We start from the raw sequence: 19,694 nt of genomic DNA, 5'->3' as shown, positions 1-19,694 counted from the left end.
ACGCGCCAAACCGACCATGTACGATGAAAAACCTTGAGTATCACGTACCGATACCGAGTCGAGTGTTTCTAAAAGTGCTTTGCGGGCTTGAATCTGTTGTTTAAGCCGTTTGTTTTGCCTGAGCAGGGCGTCATCCAGCCGCAACATCGCAACCTTGGCCTCTAGAGACGTTTTCGCGTCTCGTTGGATACTAAGACTCTGTCGCGTATTCTCAAGCTGCGCGTCCAGATCAGCCTGTTCAAAACTAAGCCAAACTGAAATTAAAATGAGTATGCTCAACAGCACCCCGTAGAGCACCGCCATCTGCATTAACGGAAGAATGACAATTCGTGGGCGAAACTCTTCGGTATAGAGGTTAACTTGCTGCATTAGTCACGCTCCCCTCGATACATTGCGCCAACGGACACGAGCGCATTAATCGCTTCTAAGTCGTTTTCCATATTCAGGGGATTTAAATCTAGGCCGATCACTTTTGCGGTAATGCTTCCACCAAGCATATTCGCCAAAGGTGTACTTGGGTCAGGGCCAAAAAGTATTAGCTCGCCAGGGGGGCGCTGTCCTAACTGACTTTCAAAGTAATCAAAAGAGCGTTGTACTTCGAGAGCAAGTTGTTGAATCACTTGCTCTTGCTGAGAAGGCTCGTTCAAAGCTTCTGTAGAGAAGTCAAAATGTCGCGCCAAATAAAGGCTATGATCTTTGACGAATACCATAATCCCTGCGCCTCGCCGGAGATACAACATAGCGACTGGCCTTTCTGGGTCTGACACTTGCGTAACCGCCACATTTCTCAAACACAGCTCAGCAATATCAATGCTCTCTAGCGCCATCCCTGAATCATTCACCAAGCTGACTAGTCCTTGGATAATTGTGCGACGACAAATAACTACGTTAACTTGAGCTGTCCGTCCTCGCAGAGCATCAACAGGGAACTCATACACATCGGTTATCGCATCATCGAGATCGAAATCGAGCATATCTTTAACGCGCCAACGGGCGGCATCAGGCACCTCACTGTCTTCAACCTGAGGCTTGTCGATAGAATAAGTTTTATATTGATCGAACGGTAGAACCACGCGGCAGGCCATTTTCTCCAAGCCCTGCTCGTCGACAATGCTCCTCAGTTTTGCAACACGTTCTGCCGCATTGCACGCCTCAAACGCGTACATTAAATCGCCACTACCTCTGGAAATAGCGATGCCAAGGCCGTCTGGCCGAACTTCAAGACCGACAACACCTGGCGGACCTTTTGACTTCAAAAATGGAAACAATTTACTCTACCGTCACCTAAAACACATAGTTCATATTACACTTTAGGATAGGGTAGTAAGTTATTGTGTGCAAAAAGATAATTGCAATTATCTATATTAATAATTAGCAATCATTTAGACAGGACATCAAAGCTTAGGTATCGAATCGAGCGACTCACACCAAAAAGGCCCAAAGAACGATTTCTCCAGACCTTCCATTGTTCGGTTTCAATTAAGATCGCAGAAGTGCAGTTTGTTTAACCACCCTAGAAACTGCTAGTAAATCCGAGAGCAAATCCACCAAGATCCACATTCCCGTTATCAACAAGCTGCGCGTATTCAATATTAACAGTCAGATTACTGACATTCATATCAACACCGACGCCATACGAAATATCGGTCTCTGCATCATCTGTATCTGGGTTAGATAAACCAACTTCTGCTCGAGTAAAGCCTGCAAGCACATAAGGATAAATATTGTCGAACAATGCGCCAATGCGGGTATAGGCACCTAATTGATAATTCAAATCAACGTCGCGCGCTCCAATCTCATCACCTAGTATGCCCGCCCCTAGACGCACCTCAACGGCGGCATTATCGTTAATATAACCTCCCATTCGTCCATCAACTGTGGTCATAGAGGCAGATTGAGATGAGTCTGAAAACGCTTGCTCATAAAAACCAAAGTTAAGGCCAACATAGCGCTTCCCGTGCGTGCTATCGGCAGCGACTAAGGGCGACACAACAATAGAAAATAACAATAAAAGAATGGGCTTAGCGGTTATTCCACCAATACTTCTCAAAGACATAACTTTCTCCTCAACGCTGATTCAATTAATACTACATCATGTTCAACGCTCAAACATAGACATTGGCCAACCACTCGCGACAGACAGCATGCTGGCTAACTCATAATCAGACCCTCAAATGTAAAAAGGCCCCTAAAAAGGAGCCTTAAAAACAATCAGAGAGTTAAATCATCAGCTAGAACGGAATATCGTCATCAAAATTATCCATCGCCGGCGCGGGGGCCGGTGCAGGCGCTGATTGCGGTGGAGCTTGGTTGTATCCACCTTGCTGAGGAGCGTAGTTTTGCCCCGCCTGAGATTGCGGAGCTTGATTAGGCTGCGGAGCATAGCTTTGCTGCTTCGGCGCGCCACCTTGCTGCGGAGCTTGATTGTAGCCACCCGATTGGGCGCCATGATCCATGCCTGCGCCCTTCGAATCGAGCATTTGCAATTCGTTGGCAACAATTTCTGTTGTGTAGCGATCCTGACCTTGCTGGTCCTGCCACTTGCGCGTTTGAAGACGACCTTCGATGTAAACTTTAGAGCCTTTTCGCAAGTAGTCTTTCGCTATCTCTGCTAAGCGATTAAACAGAACAACGCGGTGCCACTCTGTTTTAGGAACCATCTGACCTGTTTGCTTATCTTTGTAGCTCTCGTCTGTCGCTAGGTTAAGGTTGGTGACCGTCGAGCCCTGAGCCGTAAAACGCGCATCCGGATCCTGACCCAGGTTACCGATCAAAATTACTTTGTTGATGCCTCTGGCCATCGTTTTCCCCTTTCTAAATTAACGCATTCCTTCGCGTATAGGATTAAAATTCAATTCATTAAATAGTGGCAAGCATTGTCTCACGAGTACTGTTTTTTTTCTATTCAATCAGCAGAGATTTCACTACTAAACAAGGAAGAAATAAGCGCTAAGAGTATTGCTGCTTCAAGCGCTCTAGAGCGTTGTCGTCCAACTTCGTTGACAGTACTTTTAAGTAGGCAACGCCATCTGAAACGACAACGGCATCTTCTACCCCTTCAAGTCTGACAAGCTCATCGCTCAGCGAACTGACTTCAGATGAATCTAGATTCTCTCGAAAAAAAACAGTCATGGTTTTTTGGTGTTTCGGGTTTTCCATCGTTAGCGCGACCAACAACCAAAGTGAGACCAAGCAAACAGAAAACATATATACGGCCGTCTCTGTGTATAAATCAAGCAGCATACCGCCTACTACACCACCTAGAAATGCACCGACAAATTGACCCGTTGAGTATACGCCCATGGCCGTCCCCTTATTGCCGGCCGGACTAATTTTGCTGACCAGAGAGGGCAAACTGGCCTCAAGTAGGTTGAACCCCATAAAAAAGATAAACAGAGCAACTACAAACCACCCCAACTGCGAATGCGCCAACGGCATCGCTGCAGCCGACGACAAAACCAAGAGAATGGCGAGACAAAAGATCATCTTCATTTTATGGTGTTTCTCACCGACGATAATCAATGGCACCATACAGAAGAAAGAGCCTACTAGAACCAGTAAATATAGCCACCAATGATCTTGCGATGGCAAGCCGGCCGAATTGACCAAAGAAACCGGAATCGCAATGAACATCGCAGTGAGAACAAAGTGCAAAACAAAAATTCCGAAATCCAATCGCAAAAGCTCAGAGTCTCTTAGTACATCTCGGATCTGATCCTTAAAAACACGATTATCCCGATGCTTCGTCTTCACCGTAGGATTCGGTATCGCAACGAACGACCAAAGCAAAGCACTCAGCGCTAACGCCGCCGTAAGCCAAAAAATGGCCCTCAGCCCCCCCAAGTCAGCGACTAGCGGACCAAGAATTAACGCCAACGTAAAGCTAACGCCTATCGACATCCCCACCAAAGCCATTGCCTTGGTGCGACTTTCTACACTGGTCAAATCACTTAGTAGTGCCATAATCACGGCCGCGATCGCACCTGCCCCTTGGATAAAGCGACCCGCAATGACCCCATAAATCGTATCACTTGACGCCGACACGACACTTCCAATGAAGAAAATAACCAAGCCGATGTAGAGCATGACTTTTCGGCCATAGCGGTCGGATAAGGCGCCAAACGGTATCTGCAGTAAAGCTTGGCTTAGACCATAGGCACCAATGGCCAAACCGATCAGCGCCGGCGTGGAGCCTTCGAACTCACTGCCATAAAGCACGAAAACTGGAAGGACCATAAAAAGGCCCAACATTCTTGTGGCATAGAGCATTGCCAAAGACAGTACTGATTTACGTTCACTAGCGATCATAGAATAGAACTGGAGTTAAACAGACAAAACGGCGCGTATTCTAGCACTAAAGCGATATTAGGATGACATGCAGAAAAACTATTTTATTACTGAACCGAAGACGGCTTTCAAGGCTATAATGGTTGGTTTCGGCGCTACAAAGTAGAAGTATGGAAAACATCACCGTAAGGGGTGCTCGCACCCACAATCTCAAAAACATTGACCTAGAAATCCCAAGAGACAAACTAATTGTCATTACAGGGCTCTCTGGCTCAGGAAAGTCATCCCTTGCGTTTGATACATTATATGCCGAAGGCCAACGGCGCTATGTCGAATCGCTGTCGACTTATGCACGGCAATTTTTATCGATGATGGATAAGCCCGAGGTGGACCATATCGAAGGCCTTTCACCCGCAATTTCAATTGAGCAAAAATCGACATCCCATAATCCACGTTCGACAGTGGGGACGATTACAGAGATATACGACTACCTTCGCCTTTTATATGCCCGCGCCGGCGAGCCAAGATGCCCCACACACAACCTACCCTTGGATGCCCAAACGGTCAGCCAAATGGTCGACAAAGTTTGTGAGCAACCAGAGGGCTCAAAGCTAATGATGCTTGCCCCAGTTATCCAAAACCGAAAAGGCGAGCACTTACATACATTTCAAGAGTTACAGACGCAAGGTTTCATCCGCGCTCGAATCAACGGAATTGTAGTCGACCTGGACGACACACCGAAGCTAGACAAGAATAAGAAGCACACCATCGAGGTTGTCGTTGACCGATTTAAGGTTCGGCGCGACATCAAGCAGCGAATTGCTGAGTCTTTTGAGACTTGCTTAGAGCTTACCGATGGCATCGCAGTCGTTGCCTATATGGACGAAGACTCCAACAAAGAAGAAATGGTTTTCTCATCCCGGTTCGCTTGTCCGGTCTGCGGCTATTCAATAAGCGAGCTTGAGCCACGGATGTTCTCATTTAATAACCCCTCCGGAGCTTGCCAGACGTGTGACGGTCTGGGCGTCAAACAGTTCTTTGATCCGGATCGTGTCGTTCGCGCCCCCGAACTAACCATTGCTGAAGGCGCGATTAAGGGATGGGACCGCCGAACTATCTATTACTTTCAGTTACTTAGCAGCGTTTTGCAGCACTATTCGGTTGATATAGACACGCCATTCGGTGAAATTCCCGAAAACATTCAGCAGATCATCTTACACGGCAGCGGCAAGGAAGAGATCGCTTTTAACTATGTAAATTCCCGCGGCGACACCATGCAACGAGAGCATGCATTTGAGGGTGTCATTCCGAATATGGACCGGCGGTACCGAGAAACAGAATCGCAAATGGTTAGAGAAGAACTATCTAATTATCTAGCGACACAGGCCTGTCCTTCCTGCCATGGCTCAAGACTCAAAGAGAGCTCTCGAAACGTGTTCATTGATGAGAAAACGCTCCCTCAAGTGATTACACGGCCAATTGGTGATGCTCTAAATTACTACGAAAGCCTAAAGCTCTCTGGGAAGCGCGGCGAGATCGCAGACAAAATTTTAAAAGAGATTCGCTTGCGTCTAGAGTTCTTGGTAAATGTAGGCTTGGACTATCTAACCTTAGACCGTAGCGCAGACACGCTCTCTGGCGGAGAGGCTCAGCGAATAAGGCTTGCGAGTCAGATCGGCGCGGGTCTAGTGGGGGTAATGTATATTCTGGACGAACCATCAATAGGCCTGCATCAGCGAGATAATGAGCGCCTATTGAAGACATTGACGCATTTAAAGGACCTCGGCAATACGGTCATCGTTGTGGAACATGACGAGGATGCGATCCGACTTGCTGACCATGTGATCGACATCGGCCCAGGCGCCGGTGTTCACGGTGGCGAAGTGGTATCTGAGGGGACACCAGAACACGTTATGGCCGATGAGGCCTCTCTTACCGGCGCCTACCTATCGGGCCGCAAAAAGATTGAAGTACCGAGCAAGCGAATCATCCCCCAGCCTGAAAAACAGTTAAAGCTACTTGGCGCGAACGGCAATAACCTCAACGATGTAAACCTGAGCATACCTAGTGGCTTGTTCACATGCATTACCGGAGTATCCGGCTCAGGAAAATCCACATTAATCAATTCTACCCTTTATCCACTCGCCGCGACTGAACTCAACAAAGCTACGACACTAGAAGCATGCAATTATAGCGAGGTTCAGGGACTCGACCTGTTCGACAAGGTAATAGATATTGATCAAAGCCCTATTGGCCGAACGCCACGCTCAAATCCAGCTACATACACAGGGCTATTTACACCGATAAGAGAGTTGTTCTCAGGCACTCAGGAGGCGCGCGCACGAGGGTACAAGCCTGGTCGATTCAGCTTCAACGTCAAGGGCGGTCGATGTGAAGCCTGCCAAGGGGACGGTGTGATTAAGGTGGAAATGCATTTTTTGCCCGATATTTATGTTCCCTGCGATGTCTGCAAGGGTAAGCGTTACAACCGGGAAACATTAGACATCAAGTACAAGGGTCTTAATATTAATGAGGTACTCAACCTTACCATTGAAGACGCCCGAACTTTTTTTGATGCAGTCCCGTTCATCGCTCGCAAGCTACAAACATTGATTGACGTCGGCTTGTCATATATTCGACTCGGGCAGAGCGCCGTAACACTATCGGGTGGAGAGGCTCAGCGAGTCAAACTAGCAAAGGAGCTTTCAAAAAGAGATACCGGCCGGACGTTGTACATACTTGACGAACCGACTACCGGTCTACATTTTTACGACATTCAGCAGTTACTTACAGTCCTCCATCGACTGCGAGACCACGGGAATACGATTGTCGTCATCGAACATAACCTTGATGTTATCAAGACGGCTGACTGGGTCATTGATTTGGGTCCCGAGGGCGGAACAAGAGGGGGAAACATAATCGCCGAGGGATCTCCTGAAGACGTAGCAAAAGTCTCAGGATCATTTACCGGCCAATTTCTAGCACCTTTACTTTAATCATTGATTTCCGAGCTCAACGAGCCGGTATCAAACAGTAACTTGTGTGCTATAAAGCAAAATAAAAAAACCGGCCTAGGCCGGTTTTTTTATGAAGCAAGCTTACTCTTCGTCTTCGTCAATCTCATCGACGATAGGACGATCTACCAACTCTACATACGCCATAGGCGCAGCATCGCCGGCGCGATATCCGCATTTTAAGATACGAATATAACCGCCAGGACGATCTTGGTAACGTGGACCAAGCTCTTCGAATAGCTTAGCTACTACCGCATCGTTGCGTACTCGAGAGAACGCAAGACGTCGATTTGCAACTGAATCGTTCTTAGCAAGAGTAATCAAAGGCTCTGCTACACGACGAAGCTCTTTTGCTTTTGGCAAAGTCGTTTTAATCAACTCATGCTCGACCAGAGATGCAGCCATGTTTTTAAACATCGCCTTTCGGTGCGAGCTATTGCGGTTGAGTTTACGACCACTTTTACGATGACGCATTTTTTAATTCCTTACCTGTCTAAGTCGAGGCTAGCCTAATGAGCTAGCACTCGATCATCGCCCTTCAAGCTAGCCGGTGGCCAGTTTTCAAGACGCATACCTAAAGAAAGACCACGAGACGCTAGAACATCCTTAATTTCAGTAAGAGACTTCTTACCCAAATTAGGTGTTTTAAGCAGTTCCACTTCGGTGCGCTGAATCAAATCACCAATGTAGTAGATGTTCTCTGCTTTCAAACAGTTCGCAGAACGAACCGTAAGTTCAAGGTCATCCACAGGACGTAGAAGAATCGGATCTACTTCTTCCTCTTCTTCCTCTTGTACAGGTTCTTTCTCGTTATCAAAATCAACAAACACCGCTAATTGTTGCTGAAGAATGGTCGCTGCACGACGGATCGATTCTTCAGGATCAATAGTTCCGTTTGTCTCTAAATCAATAACCAACTTATCTAAGTCGGTGCGCTGCTCAACACGAGCGTTTTCTACAGAATACGCTACGCGTGCTACAGGGCTATATGACGCATCTAGCTGAAGTCGGCCAATCGCGCGAGTCTCATCCTCACCCAACGCACGTTGATCAGCGGGCTCATAGCCACGACCACGCGCAATCTTGAGCTTCATGTTCACTTCGCCGTTATCGCTTAAATGACAAATAACGTGGTCCGGATTGAGAACCTCAACGTCGTGATCCACTTGAATGTCACTCGCCAACACAGGGCCTGGCCCTTTCTTGGTAAGCGCCAAAGTCGCCTCATCCTTAGCGTGCATGACGATAGCTAGCCCTTTAAGGTTCAAAAGAATCTCAATGACATCCTCTTGAACACCTTCAATAGCACTATACTCGTGCAGTACACCGTCGATCTCAGCTTCTACTACCGCACAACCAGGCATAGAAGAGAGCAAAATTCGGCGAAGAGCACTCCCAAGAGTGTGGCCGAAACCCCTTTCTAGTGGCTCTAAAACCACTTTTGCGTGTGTTGCACTTAACTCCTGAACTTCAATATTTCGAGGATTCAAGAATTCATTTACTGAACGCTGCATATACGCCCCTATACGTTATGTTGTAGATCCAAAGCTTACTTAGAGTAAAGCTCGACGATTAGGTTTTCGTTGATATCAGCCGGCAGATCGCTACGCTCAGGCGCAGACTTAAATGTTCCACTTAGCTTATTTGTATCAACTTCGACCCACTCAACCGGCGCGCGATTACCCGCCAGCTCAACTGCGCTTTTAACACGCAATTGATTTTTCGCTTTCTCGCGAACAGATACAGTATCACCTGCTTTGACCTGATAAGAGGCAATGTTTACCACATTGTCATTAACCAAGATCGACTTATGCGATACTAACTGACGCGCTTCTGCACGAGTCGAACCAAACCCCATACGATATACAACATTATCGAGGCGTTGTTCTAAGAGTTGAAGCAAGTTCTCACCAGTCGCTCCTTTACGGCGCGCTGCTTCTTTGTAATAGCCACGGAACTGCTTCTCTAATACGCCGTACAAACGACGAACTTTCTGTTTCTCACGGAGCTGAGTACCATACTCAGATAGGCGACCACGACGTGCGCCGTGCATCCCTGGTGCCGTCTCAAGATTACATTTTGAATCTAGAGCCTTAGCACCGCTCTTTAAAAACAGATCTGTCCCTTCACGACGAGACAGTTTACATTTTGGTCCAATATAACGAGCCATTTATCTGTTCTCCCTAAACGCGACGTTTTTTCGGTGGACGACAGCCATTGTGTGGAATCGGCGTTACATCCGTGATGTTTGTGATTTTGTAACCACAAGCGTTTAGTGCTCGAACAGCGGACTCGCGTCCTGGCCCAGGCCCTTTAACCATAACTTCTAGGTTTTTGAGGCCGTATTCAGCAGCCGCGTTACCGGCTCTTTCAGCTGCTACCTGCGCAGCAAAAGGTGTGCTCTTACGTGATCCACGGAATCCAGAACCACCTGCAGTTGCCCATGAAAGAGCGTTACCTTGGCGGTCTGTAATGGTCACGATCGTGTTATTGAATGATGCATGGATATGAGCCATACCATCAACAACAGTCTTTTTCACCTTTTTACGGGTACGTGTACCTGGCTTTGCCATTACTGTTTCCTACTTATTTACGAATTGGTTTGCGAGGACCCTTTCGAGTGCGAGCGTTGGTCTTACTACGCTGACCACGCACAGGCAAGCTGTGGCGGTGGCGAAGACCACGGAAGCAACCAAGATCCTTCAAACGTTTAATGTTCATCTGAACTTCACGGCGCAAGTCACCTTCAACAGTCAGCTTGCTGACCTCGGCACGAAGCGCATCCAACTGTTCTTCTGTTAGCGTGCTAACTCGAGAGGTTGGGGTTACGCCCGTTGCGTCGCAAAGTTTGTATGCTGTCGTTCTACCTACTCCAAATATGTACGTCAGTGAGATCACTGCGTGCTTATTATCAGGTATGTTGACACCGGCTATACGTGCCATTCATCTAACTCCGCTTAATTCAATGGTTTACGGGTGAGCCCCTCAACCACGTGATGTTACCGTCATTAAAAAGGCCGCGAATCATAGCGCCTGATCAAAAATAAATCAAGCCAATGATACGGCCTTTTACAACTAGGGGTTTAGCCCTGGCGTTGCTTATGACGAGGTTCTGAACAAATGACTCTCACCGAGCCATTTCGACGAATAATTTTACAGTTACGGCAAATTTTCTTTACCGAAGCACGAACTTTCATTATCTGCTCCAAATATTTGCTTAAAACCTATCGGTTATCGCAGCATTCCGCCGCTACCGTAACCTTTAAGGTTCGATTTTTTCATGACAGACTCATATTGGTGTGACATAAGATGCGATTGCACCTGTGCCATAAAGTCCATCACCACAACCACCGCAATCAAAAGCGAGGTTCCACCGAAATAAAACGGCACATTGAACCAAACAACCATAAACTGTGGCAGTAACGATACTGCTGTAATATAAGCGGCACCGAAAATTGTTAAACGTGTAAGTACATTGTCGATGTAATTTGCAGTTTGTTCTCCCGGGCGAATGTTGCCAGCCAAATAAGCACCAGATCGCTTAAGGTTCTCCGCAACTTCACGAGGGTTATACATCAAAGCTGTATAGAAGAAGCAGAAGAATACGACCGCTGCTGCGAACAGAATAATGTATAAAGGCTGACTCGGACCTAATGCCTGCGAGATATCCGCAAGCCACTCCATGCCTTCGCCTTGACCAAACCACTGACCTAAAGATGCAGGGAACAACAAAATGCTCGAAGCAAAAATAGGCGGGATAACGCCAGCCATATTTACCTTCAAAGGCAAATGACTAGACTGTTGACTGTAACCACCTCGCGCATTCTGTCGTTTAGCATAGTTAACAGTCAATCGACGCTGACCACGCTCAATGAAAACAACAAAACCCACTGTCAGGATCGCAAACACGCCGATCAAGAGCAGAGCTAAAATATTCAACTCGCCCTGTCGAGCCGCTTCGAACGACTGACCAAACGCGCTTGGCAAGCCAGCGACAATCCCTGCAAAAATCAGCAGCGAAATACCGTTACCAATACCACGCTCTGTGATCTGCTCGCCCAACCACATCAAAAACACCGCACCACAAACAAATGTCGTGACAGCCAAGAAATAGAAGCTGAAGCCATCAGTAAATGTAACGCCTTGCGAGGCGAGACCCACCGACATACCCGACGCCTGCACAAATGCCAAAGCAACCGTACCGTATCGCGTCATCTGGGATATCTTTCTACGTCCCGCTTCACCTTCTTTCTTCAACTGTTCGAGGCTCGGTGTCACTGCAGTCATCAACTGCATGATAATAGACGCCGAAATGTAAGGCATAATCCCCAAAGCAAAGATACTCATGCGCTCTAACGCACCGCCAGAGAACATGTTGAACAGGCTCAAAATAGTACCTTGATTCTGTTCAAACAACGCAGCCAATCGCTCAGGGTTAATTCCGGGGACCGGAATGTGTGCACCTATTCGATAGACGATAATTGCCAAGAATACGAACCAAAGCCGAGACTTGAGTTCATCAAGTCCCTTCCCGAATCCGCCTTGCATCGCAGGAGATTTAGCCATTACTTATTATTCCTCGACCTTACCACCGGCTGCCTCAATAGCAGCCTTAGCACCTTTAGTCACCCTCAACCCTTGAGTCGTGACAGCTGACTTAATTTCGCCAGACAAGATAACCTTCGCAGACTTGGTATCACGACGAACTAAGTTCGCGTTTTTAAGTGCATCCAAATCAACTACGTTACCATCAACTAACTCAAGTTCGTTAAGGCGAATCTCTGCAACATATTGCGCTTGGCGCGACGTAAAACCGAATTTCGGCAAACGGCGCTGCAATGGCTGCTGACCTCCCTCGAAACCAGCTGGAACTGAACCACCAGAACGAGCCTTCAAACCTTTGTGACCGCGGCCACCGGTTTTACCAAAACCACTACCGATACCACGACCTACACGGCGACGCGAAGGCTTAGAACCAGGAGCAGGACTTAAAGTATTAAGACGCATCTCACTCTCCCTCAATTCTGACCATATAATTAACTTTGTTAACCATACCGCGAACTGAAGGGGTATCTTCAAGCTCAACAGTGTGACCAATTTTACGCAAACCTAGTCCCGTCACAGTAGCTCTGTGCTTTGGCAATTGACCAATCGGGCTACGGAAAAGCGTGACTTTAATAGTTTTTGCCTTTGCCATGATCTTATCCCGTAATATCTTCTACTGACTTACCGCGCTTAGCAGCAACGTTTTCAGGAGATTGCATTGCTTTCAAACCATTGATCGTTGCGCGAACAACATTCACTGGGTTTGTAGAGCCGTAGCATTTCGCCAATACGTTTTGAACGCCAGCGACTTCAAGTACAGCACGCATTGCACCACCGGCGATTACACCGGTACCTTCCGATGCAGGCTGCATGTACACTTTTGACCCGCCATGGCGCGCATTGATTGGGTACTGAAGTGTATTACCCTTAAGGGGCACGTCGACCATGTTTTTACGTGCAGCATCCATCGCTTTCTGAATTGCTACTGGAACTTCGCGCGCTTTGCCGCGACCGAAACCAACCCGACCCTCACCGTCGCCTACTACTGTAAGCGCTGTAAAACCGAAAATACGCCCGCCTTTAACTACTTTAGCGACGCGGTTTACCTGAACCAAACGCTCCTGAAGCTCTGGCCCTTTTTGCTCTTCTACACTCATCGTGATGACTCCTTAGAATTCCAAACCAGCTTCACGAGCAGCGTCGGCTAAAGCCTTTACACGACCGTGGTATTGAAAACCGGAACGATCGAACGCAACACGCGTAATGCCTGCAGTTTTCGCACGCTCAGCAATTAACTGACCTACTTTGGTAGCCGCTTCCGAGTTACCTGTTTTCGCACCTCGAAGGTCCTTTTCAACAGTCGAAGCAGATGCCAGAACCTTATCTCCCTCGGGTGCAATGACCTGAGCATAGATGTGGCGAGGCGTACGATGGATAGTCAAACGAGTTTCACCGAGTGACTTCATTTTAGAGCGGCTTTTTTTCGCTCTACGAATTCTTGAAACTTTCTTTTCGCTCATTGTCTCACCTATTTCTTCTTGGCTTCTTTACGTCTGACATGTTCATCAGCATAACGAACACCTTTACCTTTGTAAGGCTCTGGCGGACGGAATGCACGAATGTCAGCGGCCACTTGACCTAAAAGCTGCTTATCGATGCTCGTCAGTACAATCTCTGTCTGTGATGGAGACTCTGCTTTAACATCTTTAGGCAGTTCATATTCAACTGGGTGAGAAAAACCAAGGTTTAGGTTTAGCTTCTGGCCCTGAACCTGGACCCGATAACCAACACCAATAAGCTGAAGTTTCTTCTGGAAGCCTGATGTCACGCCCGTCACCATGTTATTCACAAGTGCTCGCGTTGTACCGGACATCGCTTTTGAAAACTTACTTCCGTTCTTAGCAGCGAACGTTAGCGTCGAACCATCTTGGTTGATTTCCACAACCGGATTCACTTCCATCGAAAGCGAACCTTTACTTCCTTTCACTTCAAGCTGGCCTTCGCCTAACTTGACTTCAACACCAGAAGGCAACGCAACTGGATTACTAGCAACCCTAGACATGCAAACCTCCCTTAGAATACGGTGCAGATAACTTCGCCGCCGATACCGGCTTGACGCGCAGCACGGTCGGTCATCACGCCCTGAGATGTAGACACTATCGCTACACCGAGACCACCGCGAACACTTGGCAAATCGTCAGACGCCTTGTATTGACGCAAACCTGGACGGCTTGCTCGCTTGATCTCTTCGATTACGGGGCGGCCCTCGAAATACCTTAGCTCTACGGAAACTTCAGGCTTAGCACCTTCATCAACCGAGTAGCTAGCAATAAAGCCTTCGCTTTTCAGTACTTCTAAAACTGAAACTTTCATCTTAGATGATGGCATTGAAACAACTTCTTTCTCTGCCATTTGTGCGTTGCGGATGCGCGTAAACATATCCGCAAGCGTATCTTGCATACTCATCGTATGTTCTCCTGATCATTTTAGTTGTGCAGCGCTACCAAGGTGTAACGCTTACCAACACATCAAATTGCTTACCAGCTCGCTTTCTTCAAGCCTGGAACGTTTCCTGCCATTCCCTGTTCACGTAGTTTGATACGAGACAGTTTGAATTTACGGTAAACGCCATGTGGTCGACCAGTAACCTGACAACGGTTACGGAGACGACTCGGGCTTGCGTCGCGCGGAAGTTTTTGAAGCTTCTTTTGCGCTTCCCAACGATCTTCCTCAGAAGTCGCTGGGCTTGCAATAATAGCTTTCAATTCCGCACGTTTAGCTGCGAACTTAGCAACTGTTTTTTCGCGCTTAAGCTCGCGCTGCTTCATTGAGATCTTAGCCATTTGCTCTTACCTTTATTTCTTAAATGGGAAGTTAAAGGCACGTAGCAACGCGCGACCTTCCTCGTCTGTTTGAGCTGACGTAGTAATCGTGATATCCATGCCTCGGATCTTATCTACCTTGTCGTAATCAATTTCTGGAAAAATGATCTGCTCTTTAACACCCATGCTGTAGTTGCCTCGACCGTCAAAAGACTTCGAATTCAGACCACGGAAATCACGGATACGAGGAATAGCAATACCAACCAAACGCTCGAAAAATTCCCACATACGCTCGCCGCGCAGTGTAACTTTACAACCGATTGGATAGCCTTCACGAACTTTAAAGCCTGCAACTGACTTGCGCGCTTTCGTGATGACTGGCTTTTGACCAGACAACGCCTCAAGATCCGCTACCGCGTTCTCAAGAAGCTTTTTGTCTACCATTGCTTCACCAACACCCATGTTTAAGGTGATTTTTTCAATGCGAGGTACCTGCATAGAGCTCTTATAGTTGAACTCATTTTGCAATGCAGGTACGACTTCGCTTGCATAAACTTCTTTCATATGTGCCATATCGCTACCTGCTTACTTATTGGTCGACAACTTCGTTGTTCGACTTAAACACACGTACCTTTTTGCCATCTTCAAGGACTTTGAAACCAACGCGATCGGCTTTGCTCGTAGTAGGATTAAAAATCGCTACGTTTGAAGCTTGAATCGGGGCTTCCGATTCAACAATGCCGCCTGGCGTTCCCAACATTGGGTTTGGTTTTGTGTGGCGCTTGACCATGTTGATGCCAGAAACGATCAAACGACCGTCCTTCATCACACGCGTCACTTTACCGCGCTTACCATTGTCCTTGCCTGCTATGACAATCACTTCATCGTCACGTTTGATCTTTTTCATAACGGGCCTCTATCCTTAAAGCACTTCAGGTGCTAGGGAGATAATTTTCATGTACTTCTCACCGCGCAACTCACGAGTTACAGGGCCAAAAATACGAGTACCGATTGGTGCGTTCTGCGCGTTCAAAAGAACTGCTGCATTACCATCAAACTTGATCAACGAACCGTCAGGGCGACGAACGCCTTTACGGGTACGCACAACAACCGCGTTCAATACTTGTCCTTTCTTAACCTTACCACGTGGAATCGCTTCCTTAACGGTGACCTTAATTACGTCGCCGATTCGTGCGTAACGTCTATGAGAGCCACCCAGTACTTTTATACACTGAACTCGGCGCGCACCGCTGTTGTCGGCTACGTCGAGCATACTTTCCGTCTGAATCATCTTAGTTCTCCAAACACTCTGGGTTAGACTTTAGCTGCCTTCTCAACAACGGTAACTAGCTTCCAGGACTTCGTCTTAGACAACGGACGAGTCTCCTGAATAGTTACAACGTCGCCGATATTGCACTCGTTGTTTTCATCATGAGCATGCAATTTGGTAGAACGCTTAACGTATTTACCATAAATTGGATGCTTCACACGACGCTCTACCAATACAGTAATGGACTTATCCATTTTGTCGCTGACGACTTTACCGCTGATGGTACGAGCTGTGTTATTTGCCACTTCACTCATAATCACTCACCTGCCTTCTGCGTCAATACTGTTTTGATACGAGCAATATCTTTTCGGTTTTGAGCTACAAGATGCGATTGGTTGAGCTGACCAGTCGACTTACGAAGGCGTAAGTTAAACTGCTCTTTTAATGCTTCTTCCAACGCTGTATTCAGCTCTTCAACAGACTTATCGCGTAATTCACTTGCTTTCATTACATCACCGTCCTTTCAACAAAGGTTGTTGGAACAGGCAACTTAGCAGCAGCTAGCGCGAAAGCTTCGCGTGCCAATTCTTCTGACACACCTTCAATCTCGTATAGCACTCGGCCCGGTTGAATTTGGCAAACCCAATACTCAACGTTACCTTTACCCTTACCTTGACGAACTTCCAAAGGCTTTTGCGTAATCGGCTTGTCAGGAAAAATTCGAATCCAGATCTTTCCGCCACGCTTAACTTTACGTGTAATCGTACGACGAGCCGCCTCAATTTGGCGTGCCGTGATACGACCACGACCAGTCGCTTTCAAACCGTACTCACCGAAGCTGATTTTACTACCGCGTTGAGCAAGGCCACGATTACGACCCTTTTGTACTTTTCTAAATTTGGTACGTTTTGGCTGTAACATCTCTCGGCCCCTTACTTAGCAGACTTCTTGCGAGCAGAATTCTTTTCTTCGCGTACCTGTTCGATACCGCCAAGAATCTCGCCCTTGAAGATCCATACTTTTACACCAATGATGCCGTACGTTGTGCTCGCTTCATGCGTAGCATAATCAACGTCTGCTCGAAGTGTGTGCAACGGCACACGACCTTCTCGATACCACTCTGAACGAGCGATTTCAGCACCACCAAGACGACCGCCAACCTGTATCTTGATACCCTTGGCACCTTGACGCATGGCGTTTTGAACCGCGCGCTTCATCGCACGACGGAACATGACTCGACGCTCCAACTGGTTAGCTACGCTAGCCGCAACCAATTTTGCATCCAAGTCAGGCTTACGAATTTCCTCGATATTGATGTGCACAGGCACACCCATCATTCGACTAACTTCGTTACGCAATTTCTCTACATCTTCGCCTTTCTTACCAATCACAATCCCCGGACGTGCCGTGTGAATCGTAATACGTGCATTTTGCGCAGGACGCTCGATCGCGATCTTACTGACTGACGCCTTTTCAAGGCGCTTCATTAAGAACTCGCGAACTTCAATGTCGTTTAGAAGATTGTTCGCGTATTCACCTTTCTCTGCATACCAAACGGAGTTGTGGTCTTTCACAATACCCAGTCTGATACCATTAGGATGTACTTTCTGACCCATCTGAGTATCTCCTAGTTATCGGCCACTTTGACCGTGATATGACAGGTGCGCTTAAAGATACGATCAGCTCGTCCTTTTGCACGCGGACGGATACGCTTCATAGTTGGACCTTCATCAACAAAAACTGTCGATACGCTAAGATCATCAACATCAAGACCGTCGTTATGCTCAGCGTTAGCAATCGCTGACTCCAACACCTTCTTAATCAATTGTGCAGCTTTCTTCGTGCTAAAAGACAAAGTCTCCAGCGCTTCTTCTACACCCTTGCCTCGAATTTGATCTGCTACCAAACGTGCCTTCTGAGCAGAAATTCGAGCACCTCTATGCTTTGCAGCTACTTCCATCTCTCAATCCCCTCAGAATTAACGCTTAGCTTTCTTATCAGCAGCATGACCACGATAAGTACGCGTAGCAGCGAATTCACCCAATTTATGGCCTACCATATCTTCAGTTACAAAAACCGGAACGTGTTGACGCCCGTTATGAACTGCAATCGTAAGACCTACCATCTCTGGAAAAACTGTCGAGCGACGAGACCAAGTTTTAATTGGTTTTTTGTCGCCCTTTTCCAGAGCCGTTTCAACTTTCTTCAACAAGTGAAGGTCAATAAATGGACCTTTCTTTAAAGAACGTGGCACAGCGTAATCCTCTTTTTAATTACTTAGCCGACCGACGACGTACAATCATCTTGTCAGTGCGTTTGTTCTTGCGAGTCTTATGACCTTTAGTAGGTACACCCCAAGGAGTAACAGGGTGACGACCACCAGAGGTTCGCCCTTCACCACCACCATGTGGATGGTCAACTGGGTTCATAACAACACCACGCACCGTTGGTCGAACACCGCGCCAACGTGATGCACCCGCTTTACCTAATTGACGGAGGCTATGCTCACTATTTGAAACCTCACCCAAGGTTGCACGACATTCGGCCAAAACCTTACGCATTTCACCAGAACGCAAGCGAAGAGTTGCATAAGCACCTTCACGAGCTACCAGTTGCGCAGATGTTCCCGCACTACGTGCAATCTGAGCGCCTTTACCAGGCTTCATCTCTATGCAGTGAATAACACTACCTACCGGAATGTTACGCATAGGCAGAGTACTACCAACCTTGATTGGAGCATCTTCACCAGAGCGAACTTCATCACCCGCCTTAAGACCTTTCGGTGCGATGATGTAGCGACGCTCACCATCTGCATACTTAAGAAGAGCAATATGCGCAGAACGATTTGGATCATACTCCAAACGCTCCACAACCGCAGGAATACCGTCCTTCCCGCGCTTGAAGTCTACTAGACGGTAGTGCTGCTTATGACCACCACCTTTATGACGCGTTGTAATACGACCATTGTTATTACGACCGCCATTCTTTGATTTTTTCTCTACCAACGGCGCGTAAGGTCGACCTTTGTGCAAATCAGGGTTTGTAACCTTGACTACATGACGGCGACCGGCAGAAGTCGGTTTGGCTTTAACGACTGGCATAACTATCTCCTACCTTATTCAACATCCATGAAGTCGATGTCCTGGCCTTCCGCCAGAGTGACATACGCTTTACGGATATCCTTACGCTTGCCAAGACCATTGCGAGTTAGCTTAGTCTTGCCCTTGATATTTACAGTACGGACCTGCTCAACATTAACATTGAACAACTGCTCTACTGCCTTCTTGATTTCAGGCTTGCTCGCATCTGAAGCAACCTTGAAACAAACTTGATTATGCTCTGCAGCCATTGAAGCCTTTTCAGAGACGTGAGGGCCTAGTAGCACCTTATAGATACGCTCTTGGTTCATCCCAACATCTCCTCAATCTTCTTCAAAGCAGCGACTGTAACTACTACCTTGTCATGCCCAACCAAGCTCACAGGATCAACACTTGCCGCGTCACGAACCTCTACTTTTGGTAGATTGCGCGAAGCAAGATATAAGTTCTGCTCTACTTCATCAGAAATTATTAGCGCTCCATTCTCCAAGCCTTGAGCTGCCAACTTTGCAGCGAACTCTTTAGTTTTTGGAGTAGCAGCTGTCATCTCTTCAACAACAACCAGACGGTCCTGACGAACAAGCTCGGAAAGAATTACCTGCATCGCAGCGCGATACATCTTACGGTTTACTTTCTGCTCGTAACTACGAGGCTTAGC

32 protein-coding genes are annotated in these 19,694 nt (G+C 47.3%); 1 reads left to right on the top strand and 31 read right to left on the bottom strand.

All coding sequences use genetic code 11. The features are described from left to right. The 5 genes from A3750_RS03005 to A3750_RS02985 all read right to left on the bottom strand — a co-directional run. A partial coding sequence (locus tag A3750_RS03005) for a hypothetical protein (RefSeq protein WP_156498341.1) occupies window positions 1–369 on the bottom strand: 369 nt, incomplete at its 3' end. After that, entirely contained in the window at window positions 369–1,268 is a 900-nt protein-coding gene (locus A3750_RS03000) for a hypothetical protein (protein ID WP_082873182.1), read from the bottom strand. The genes A3750_RS03000 and A3750_RS03005, both read right to left, overlap by 1 nt. A gap of 245 nt (window positions 1,269–1,513) precedes the next feature. Beyond that, window positions 1,514–2,056 carry a porin family protein gene (locus tag A3750_RS02995; RefSeq protein WP_068456180.1) on the bottom strand — a complete coding sequence of 181 codons (543 nt, stop codon included), beginning with the start codon at window positions 2,054–2,056 and terminating at the stop codon, window positions 1,514–1,516. Window positions 2,057–2,231: 175 nt separating this feature from the next. Next, complete coding sequence (gene ssb, locus A3750_RS02990) at window positions 2,232–2,801, bottom strand: single-stranded DNA-binding protein (protein ID WP_068456183.1); 570 nt, start codon at window positions 2,799–2,801, stop codon at window positions 2,232–2,234. Between the two features lie 148 nt (window positions 2,802–2,949). Continuing rightward, the gene (locus tag A3750_RS02985) at window positions 2,950–4,269 is read right to left on the bottom strand and encodes an MFS transporter (protein ID WP_255374859.1); all 1,320 of its coding nucleotides are present in this window, start codon (window positions 4,267–4,269) and stop codon (window positions 2,950–2,952) included. A 188-nt stretch (window positions 4,270–4,457) separates the two neighbouring features. Between A3750_RS02985 and uvrA the strand changes: the two genes are divergently transcribed. Then, a complete protein-coding gene (uvrA, locus tag A3750_RS02980) occupies window positions 4,458–7,283 on the top strand; it encodes an excinuclease ABC subunit UvrA (RefSeq protein WP_068456189.1) in 2,826 nt (941 codons plus the stop codon). Window positions 7,284–7,385: 102 nt separating this feature from the next. On the opposite strand, the gene rplQ is transcribed toward uvrA, so the two are convergent. From rplQ to rplD, 26 genes are all read right to left on the bottom strand, one after another. Then, on the bottom strand, window positions 7,386–7,775 hold the full coding sequence (rplQ, locus tag A3750_RS02975; protein WP_068456192.1) for a 50S ribosomal protein L17: 390 nt from the start codon (window positions 7,773–7,775) through the stop codon (window positions 7,386–7,388). 35 nt (window positions 7,776–7,810) lie between these two features. Next, window positions 7,811–8,815, bottom strand: a complete 1,005-nt coding sequence (gene rpoA, locus A3750_RS02970) for a DNA-directed RNA polymerase subunit alpha (RefSeq protein ID WP_068463832.1) — start codon at window positions 8,813–8,815, stop codon at window positions 7,811–7,813. Window positions 8,816–8,850: 35 nt separating this feature from the next. Then, window positions 8,851–9,471: a 30S ribosomal protein S4 gene (rpsD, locus tag A3750_RS02965; RefSeq protein ID WP_068457796.1), complete on the bottom strand. Its 621-nt coding sequence runs from the start codon at window positions 9,469–9,471 to the stop codon at window positions 8,851–8,853. A 13-nt stretch (window positions 9,472–9,484) separates the two neighbouring features. Further along, window positions 9,485–9,874, bottom strand: coding sequence for a 30S ribosomal protein S11 (gene rpsK, locus A3750_RS02960; RefSeq protein WP_068457794.1), 390 nt, complete (start codon window positions 9,872–9,874; stop codon window positions 9,485–9,487). Window positions 9,875–9,887: 13 nt separating this feature from the next. Beyond that, window positions 9,888–10,244 (bottom strand): 30S ribosomal protein S13, encoded by a 357-nt coding sequence (gene rpsM / locus A3750_RS02955; RefSeq protein WP_068450974.1) that lies wholly within the window; start codon window positions 10,242–10,244, stop codon window positions 9,888–9,890. A 140-nt stretch (window positions 10,245–10,384) separates the two neighbouring features. Further along, the gene (rpmJ, locus tag A3750_RS24795; RefSeq protein WP_082862969.1) at window positions 10,385–10,498 is read right to left on the bottom strand and encodes a 50S ribosomal protein L36; all 114 of its coding nucleotides are present in this window, start codon (window positions 10,496–10,498) and stop codon (window positions 10,385–10,387) included. A 34-nt stretch (window positions 10,499–10,532) separates the two neighbouring features. Then, a complete protein-coding gene (gene secY / locus A3750_RS02950) occupies window positions 10,533–11,867 on the bottom strand; it encodes a preprotein translocase subunit SecY (RefSeq protein WP_068450977.1) in 1,335 nt (444 codons plus the stop codon). A gap of 6 nt (window positions 11,868–11,873) precedes the next feature. Further along, window positions 11,874–12,308: a 50S ribosomal protein L15 gene (gene rplO, locus A3750_RS02945; RefSeq protein ID WP_068450980.1), complete on the bottom strand. Its 435-nt coding sequence runs from the start codon at window positions 12,306–12,308 to the stop codon at window positions 11,874–11,876. Between the two features lies 1 nt (window position 12,309). Then, entirely contained in the window at window positions 12,310–12,498 is a 189-nt protein-coding gene (gene rpmD / locus A3750_RS02940) for a 50S ribosomal protein L30 (RefSeq protein ID WP_068450983.1), read from the bottom strand. Window positions 12,499–12,502: 4 nt separating this feature from the next. Then, entirely contained in the window at window positions 12,503–13,003 is a 501-nt protein-coding gene (gene rpsE, locus A3750_RS02935; protein WP_068450986.1) for a 30S ribosomal protein S5, read from the bottom strand. A 12-nt stretch (window positions 13,004–13,015) separates the two neighbouring features. Then, the gene (gene rplR, locus A3750_RS02930; protein ID WP_068450990.1) at window positions 13,016–13,366 is read right to left on the bottom strand and encodes a 50S ribosomal protein L18; all 351 of its coding nucleotides are present in this window, start codon (window positions 13,364–13,366) and stop codon (window positions 13,016–13,018) included. A gap of 8 nt (window positions 13,367–13,374) precedes the next feature. Further along, on the bottom strand, window positions 13,375–13,908 hold the full coding sequence (rplF, locus tag A3750_RS02925) for a 50S ribosomal protein L6 (RefSeq protein ID WP_068450994.1): 534 nt from the start codon (window positions 13,906–13,908) through the stop codon (window positions 13,375–13,377). Between the two features lie 11 nt (window positions 13,909–13,919). Further along, on the bottom strand, window positions 13,920–14,312 hold the full coding sequence (gene rpsH / locus A3750_RS02920) for a 30S ribosomal protein S8 (protein ID WP_068450997.1): 393 nt from the start codon (window positions 14,310–14,312) through the stop codon (window positions 13,920–13,922). 71 nt (window positions 14,313–14,383) lie between these two features. Further along, window positions 14,384–14,689, bottom strand: coding sequence for a 30S ribosomal protein S14 (gene rpsN, locus A3750_RS02915; RefSeq protein WP_068451000.1), 306 nt, complete (start codon window positions 14,687–14,689; stop codon window positions 14,384–14,386). A 12-nt stretch (window positions 14,690–14,701) separates the two neighbouring features. Next, entirely contained in the window at window positions 14,702–15,241 is a 540-nt protein-coding gene (rplE, locus tag A3750_RS02910; RefSeq protein WP_068451003.1) for a 50S ribosomal protein L5, read from the bottom strand. A gap of 16 nt (window positions 15,242–15,257) precedes the next feature. Beyond that, window positions 15,258–15,575, bottom strand: coding sequence for a 50S ribosomal protein L24 (gene rplX, locus A3750_RS02905; protein WP_068451007.1), 318 nt, complete (start codon window positions 15,573–15,575; stop codon window positions 15,258–15,260). 15 nt (window positions 15,576–15,590) lie between these two features. Next, on the bottom strand, window positions 15,591–15,959 hold the full coding sequence (gene rplN, locus A3750_RS02900) for a 50S ribosomal protein L14 (RefSeq protein ID WP_068451010.1): 369 nt from the start codon (window positions 15,957–15,959) through the stop codon (window positions 15,591–15,593). A gap of 23 nt (window positions 15,960–15,982) precedes the next feature. Further along, window positions 15,983–16,252, bottom strand: a complete 270-nt coding sequence (rpsQ, locus tag A3750_RS02895; protein WP_068451016.1) for a 30S ribosomal protein S17 — start codon at window positions 16,250–16,252, stop codon at window positions 15,983–15,985. Window positions 16,253–16,254: 2 nt separating this feature from the next. Further along, a complete protein-coding gene (gene rpmC, locus A3750_RS02890; protein ID WP_068451019.1) occupies window positions 16,255–16,446 on the bottom strand; it encodes a 50S ribosomal protein L29 in 192 nt (63 codons plus the stop codon). Then, window positions 16,446–16,859 carry a 50S ribosomal protein L16 gene (gene rplP / locus A3750_RS02885; RefSeq protein WP_068451022.1) on the bottom strand — a complete coding sequence of 138 codons (414 nt, stop codon included), beginning with the start codon at window positions 16,857–16,859 and terminating at the stop codon, window positions 16,446–16,448. Before rplP ends, rpmC begins: the two co-directional genes overlap by 1 nt. An 11-nt stretch (window positions 16,860–16,870) precedes the next feature. Next, complete coding sequence (gene rpsC / locus A3750_RS02880) at window positions 16,871–17,554, bottom strand: 30S ribosomal protein S3 (RefSeq protein WP_068463835.1); 684 nt, start codon at window positions 17,552–17,554, stop codon at window positions 16,871–16,873. Between the two features lie 11 nt (window positions 17,555–17,565). Beyond that, window positions 17,566–17,898, bottom strand: coding sequence for a 50S ribosomal protein L22 (gene rplV, locus A3750_RS02875; protein ID WP_068455783.1), 333 nt, complete (start codon window positions 17,896–17,898; stop codon window positions 17,566–17,568). 18 nt (window positions 17,899–17,916) lie between these two features. Beyond that, window positions 17,917–18,192, bottom strand: coding sequence for a 30S ribosomal protein S19 (rpsS, locus tag A3750_RS02870; RefSeq protein ID WP_068455781.1), 276 nt, complete (start codon window positions 18,190–18,192; stop codon window positions 17,917–17,919). Window positions 18,193–18,211: 19 nt separating this feature from the next. Then, window positions 18,212–19,039 (bottom strand): 50S ribosomal protein L2, encoded by an 828-nt coding sequence (gene rplB, locus A3750_RS02865; RefSeq protein WP_068455776.1) that lies wholly within the window; start codon window positions 19,037–19,039, stop codon window positions 18,212–18,214. 14 nt (window positions 19,040–19,053) lie between these two features. Next, complete coding sequence (rplW, locus tag A3750_RS02860; RefSeq protein WP_068455773.1) at window positions 19,054–19,347, bottom strand: 50S ribosomal protein L23; 294 nt, start codon at window positions 19,345–19,347, stop codon at window positions 19,054–19,056. Then, a partial coding sequence (gene rplD, locus A3750_RS02855) for a 50S ribosomal protein L4 (protein ID WP_156498340.1) occupies window positions 19,344–19,694 on the bottom strand: 351 nt, incomplete at its 5' end. The genes rplD and rplW, both read right to left, overlap by 4 nt.

The sequence above is a fragment of the Oleiphilus sp. HI0079 genome (assembly GCF_001635105.1).
The sequence above is the reverse complement of the archived record's forward strand: the minus strand, read 5'-3'. Positions and strand labels throughout refer to the sequence as shown.

Bases quoted from the DNA above. Each gene is read 5' to 3' on its own strand.
- secY (WP_068450977.1), bottom strand. From the start codon at position 11,867: ATGGCTAAATCTCCTGCGATGCAAGGCGGATTCGGGAAGGGACTTGAT.
- rplN (WP_068451010.1), bottom strand. From the start codon at position 15,959: ATGATTCAGACGGAAAGTATGCTCGACGTAGCCGACAACAGCGGTGCG.
- rplO (WP_068450980.1), bottom strand. From the start codon at position 12,308: ATGCGTCTTAATACTTTAAGTCCTGCTCCTGGTTCTAAGCCTTCGCGT.
- A3750_RS02985 (WP_255374859.1), bottom strand. From the start codon at position 4,269: ATGCTCTATGCCACAAGAATGTTGGGCCTTTTTATGGTCCTTCCAGTT.
- rplV (WP_068455783.1), bottom strand. From the start codon at position 17,898: ATGGAAGTAGCTGCAAAGCATAGAGGTGCTCGAATTTCTGCTCAGAAG.
- rplQ (WP_068456192.1), bottom strand. From the start codon at position 7,775: ATGCGTCATCGTAAAAGTGGTCGTAAACTCAACCGCAATAGCTCGCAC.
- uvrA (WP_068456189.1), top strand. From the start codon at position 4,458: ATGGAAAACATCACCGTAAGGGGTGCTCGCACCCACAATCTCAAAAAC.
- rpmJ (WP_082862969.1), bottom strand. From the start codon at position 10,498: ATGAAAGTTCGTGCTTCGGTAAAGAAAATTTGCCGTAACTGTAAAATT.
- rplX (WP_068451007.1), bottom strand. From the start codon at position 15,575: ATGAAAAAGATCAAACGTGACGATGAAGTGATTGTCATAGCAGGCAAG.
- A3750_RS02995 (WP_068456180.1), bottom strand. From the start codon at position 2,056: ATGTCTTTGAGAAGTATTGGTGGAATAACCGCTAAGCCCATTCTTTTA.
- rplP (WP_068451022.1), bottom strand. From the start codon at position 16,859: ATGTTACAGCCAAAACGTACCAAATTTAGAAAAGTACAAAAGGGTCGT.
- rpmC (WP_068451019.1), bottom strand. From the start codon at position 16,446: ATGAAAGCAAGTGAATTACGCGATAAGTCTGTTGAAGAGCTGAATACA.
- rpsH (WP_068450997.1), bottom strand. From the start codon at position 14,312: ATGAGTATGCAAGATACGCTTGCGGATATGTTTACGCGCATCCGCAAC.
- rpsC (WP_068463835.1), bottom strand. From the start codon at position 17,554: ATGGGTCAGAAAGTACATCCTAATGGTATCAGACTGGGTATTGTGAAA.
- rpsM (WP_068450974.1), bottom strand. From the start codon at position 10,244: ATGGCACGTATAGCCGGTGTCAACATACCTGATAATAAGCACGCAGTG.
- rplR (WP_068450990.1), bottom strand. From the start codon at position 13,366: ATGAGCGAAAAGAAAGTTTCAAGAATTCGTAGAGCGAAAAAAAGCCGC.
- rpsQ (WP_068451016.1), bottom strand. From the start codon at position 16,252: ATGAGTGAAGTGGCAAATAACACAGCTCGTACCATCAGCGGTAAAGTC.
- rplF (WP_068450994.1), bottom strand. From the start codon at position 13,908: ATGTCTAGGGTTGCTAGTAATCCAGTTGCGTTGCCTTCTGGTGTTGAA.
- rpmD (WP_068450983.1), bottom strand. From the start codon at position 12,498: ATGGCAAAGGCAAAAACTATTAAAGTCACGCTTTTCCGTAGCCCGATT.
- rplB (WP_068455776.1), bottom strand. From the start codon at position 19,039: ATGCCAGTCGTTAAAGCCAAACCGACTTCTGCCGGTCGCCGTCATGTA.
- rpsD (WP_068457796.1), bottom strand. From the start codon at position 9,471: ATGGCTCGTTATATTGGACCAAAATGTAAACTGTCTCGTCGTGAAGGG.
- rpoA (WP_068463832.1), bottom strand. From the start codon at position 8,815: ATGCAGCGTTCAGTAAATGAATTCTTGAATCCTCGAAATATTGAAGTT.
- rpsK (WP_068457794.1), bottom strand. From the start codon at position 9,874: ATGGCAAAGCCAGGTACACGTACCCGTAAAAAGGTGAAAAAGACTGTT.
- rpsN (WP_068451000.1), bottom strand. From the start codon at position 14,689: ATGGCTAAGATCTCAATGAAGCAGCGCGAGCTTAAGCGCGAAAAAACA.
- rplW (WP_068455773.1), bottom strand. From the start codon at position 19,347: ATGAACCAAGAGCGTATCTATAAGGTGCTACTAGGCCCTCACGTCTCT.
- ssb (WP_068456183.1), bottom strand. From the start codon at position 2,801: ATGGCCAGAGGCATCAACAAAGTAATTTTGATCGGTAACCTGGGTCAG.
- rpsE (WP_068450986.1), bottom strand. From the start codon at position 13,003: ATGAGTGTAGAAGAGCAAAAAGGGCCAGAGCTTCAGGAGCGTTTGGTT.
- rplE (WP_068451003.1), bottom strand. From the start codon at position 15,241: ATGGCACATATGAAAGAAGTTTATGCAAGCGAAGTCGTACCTGCATTG.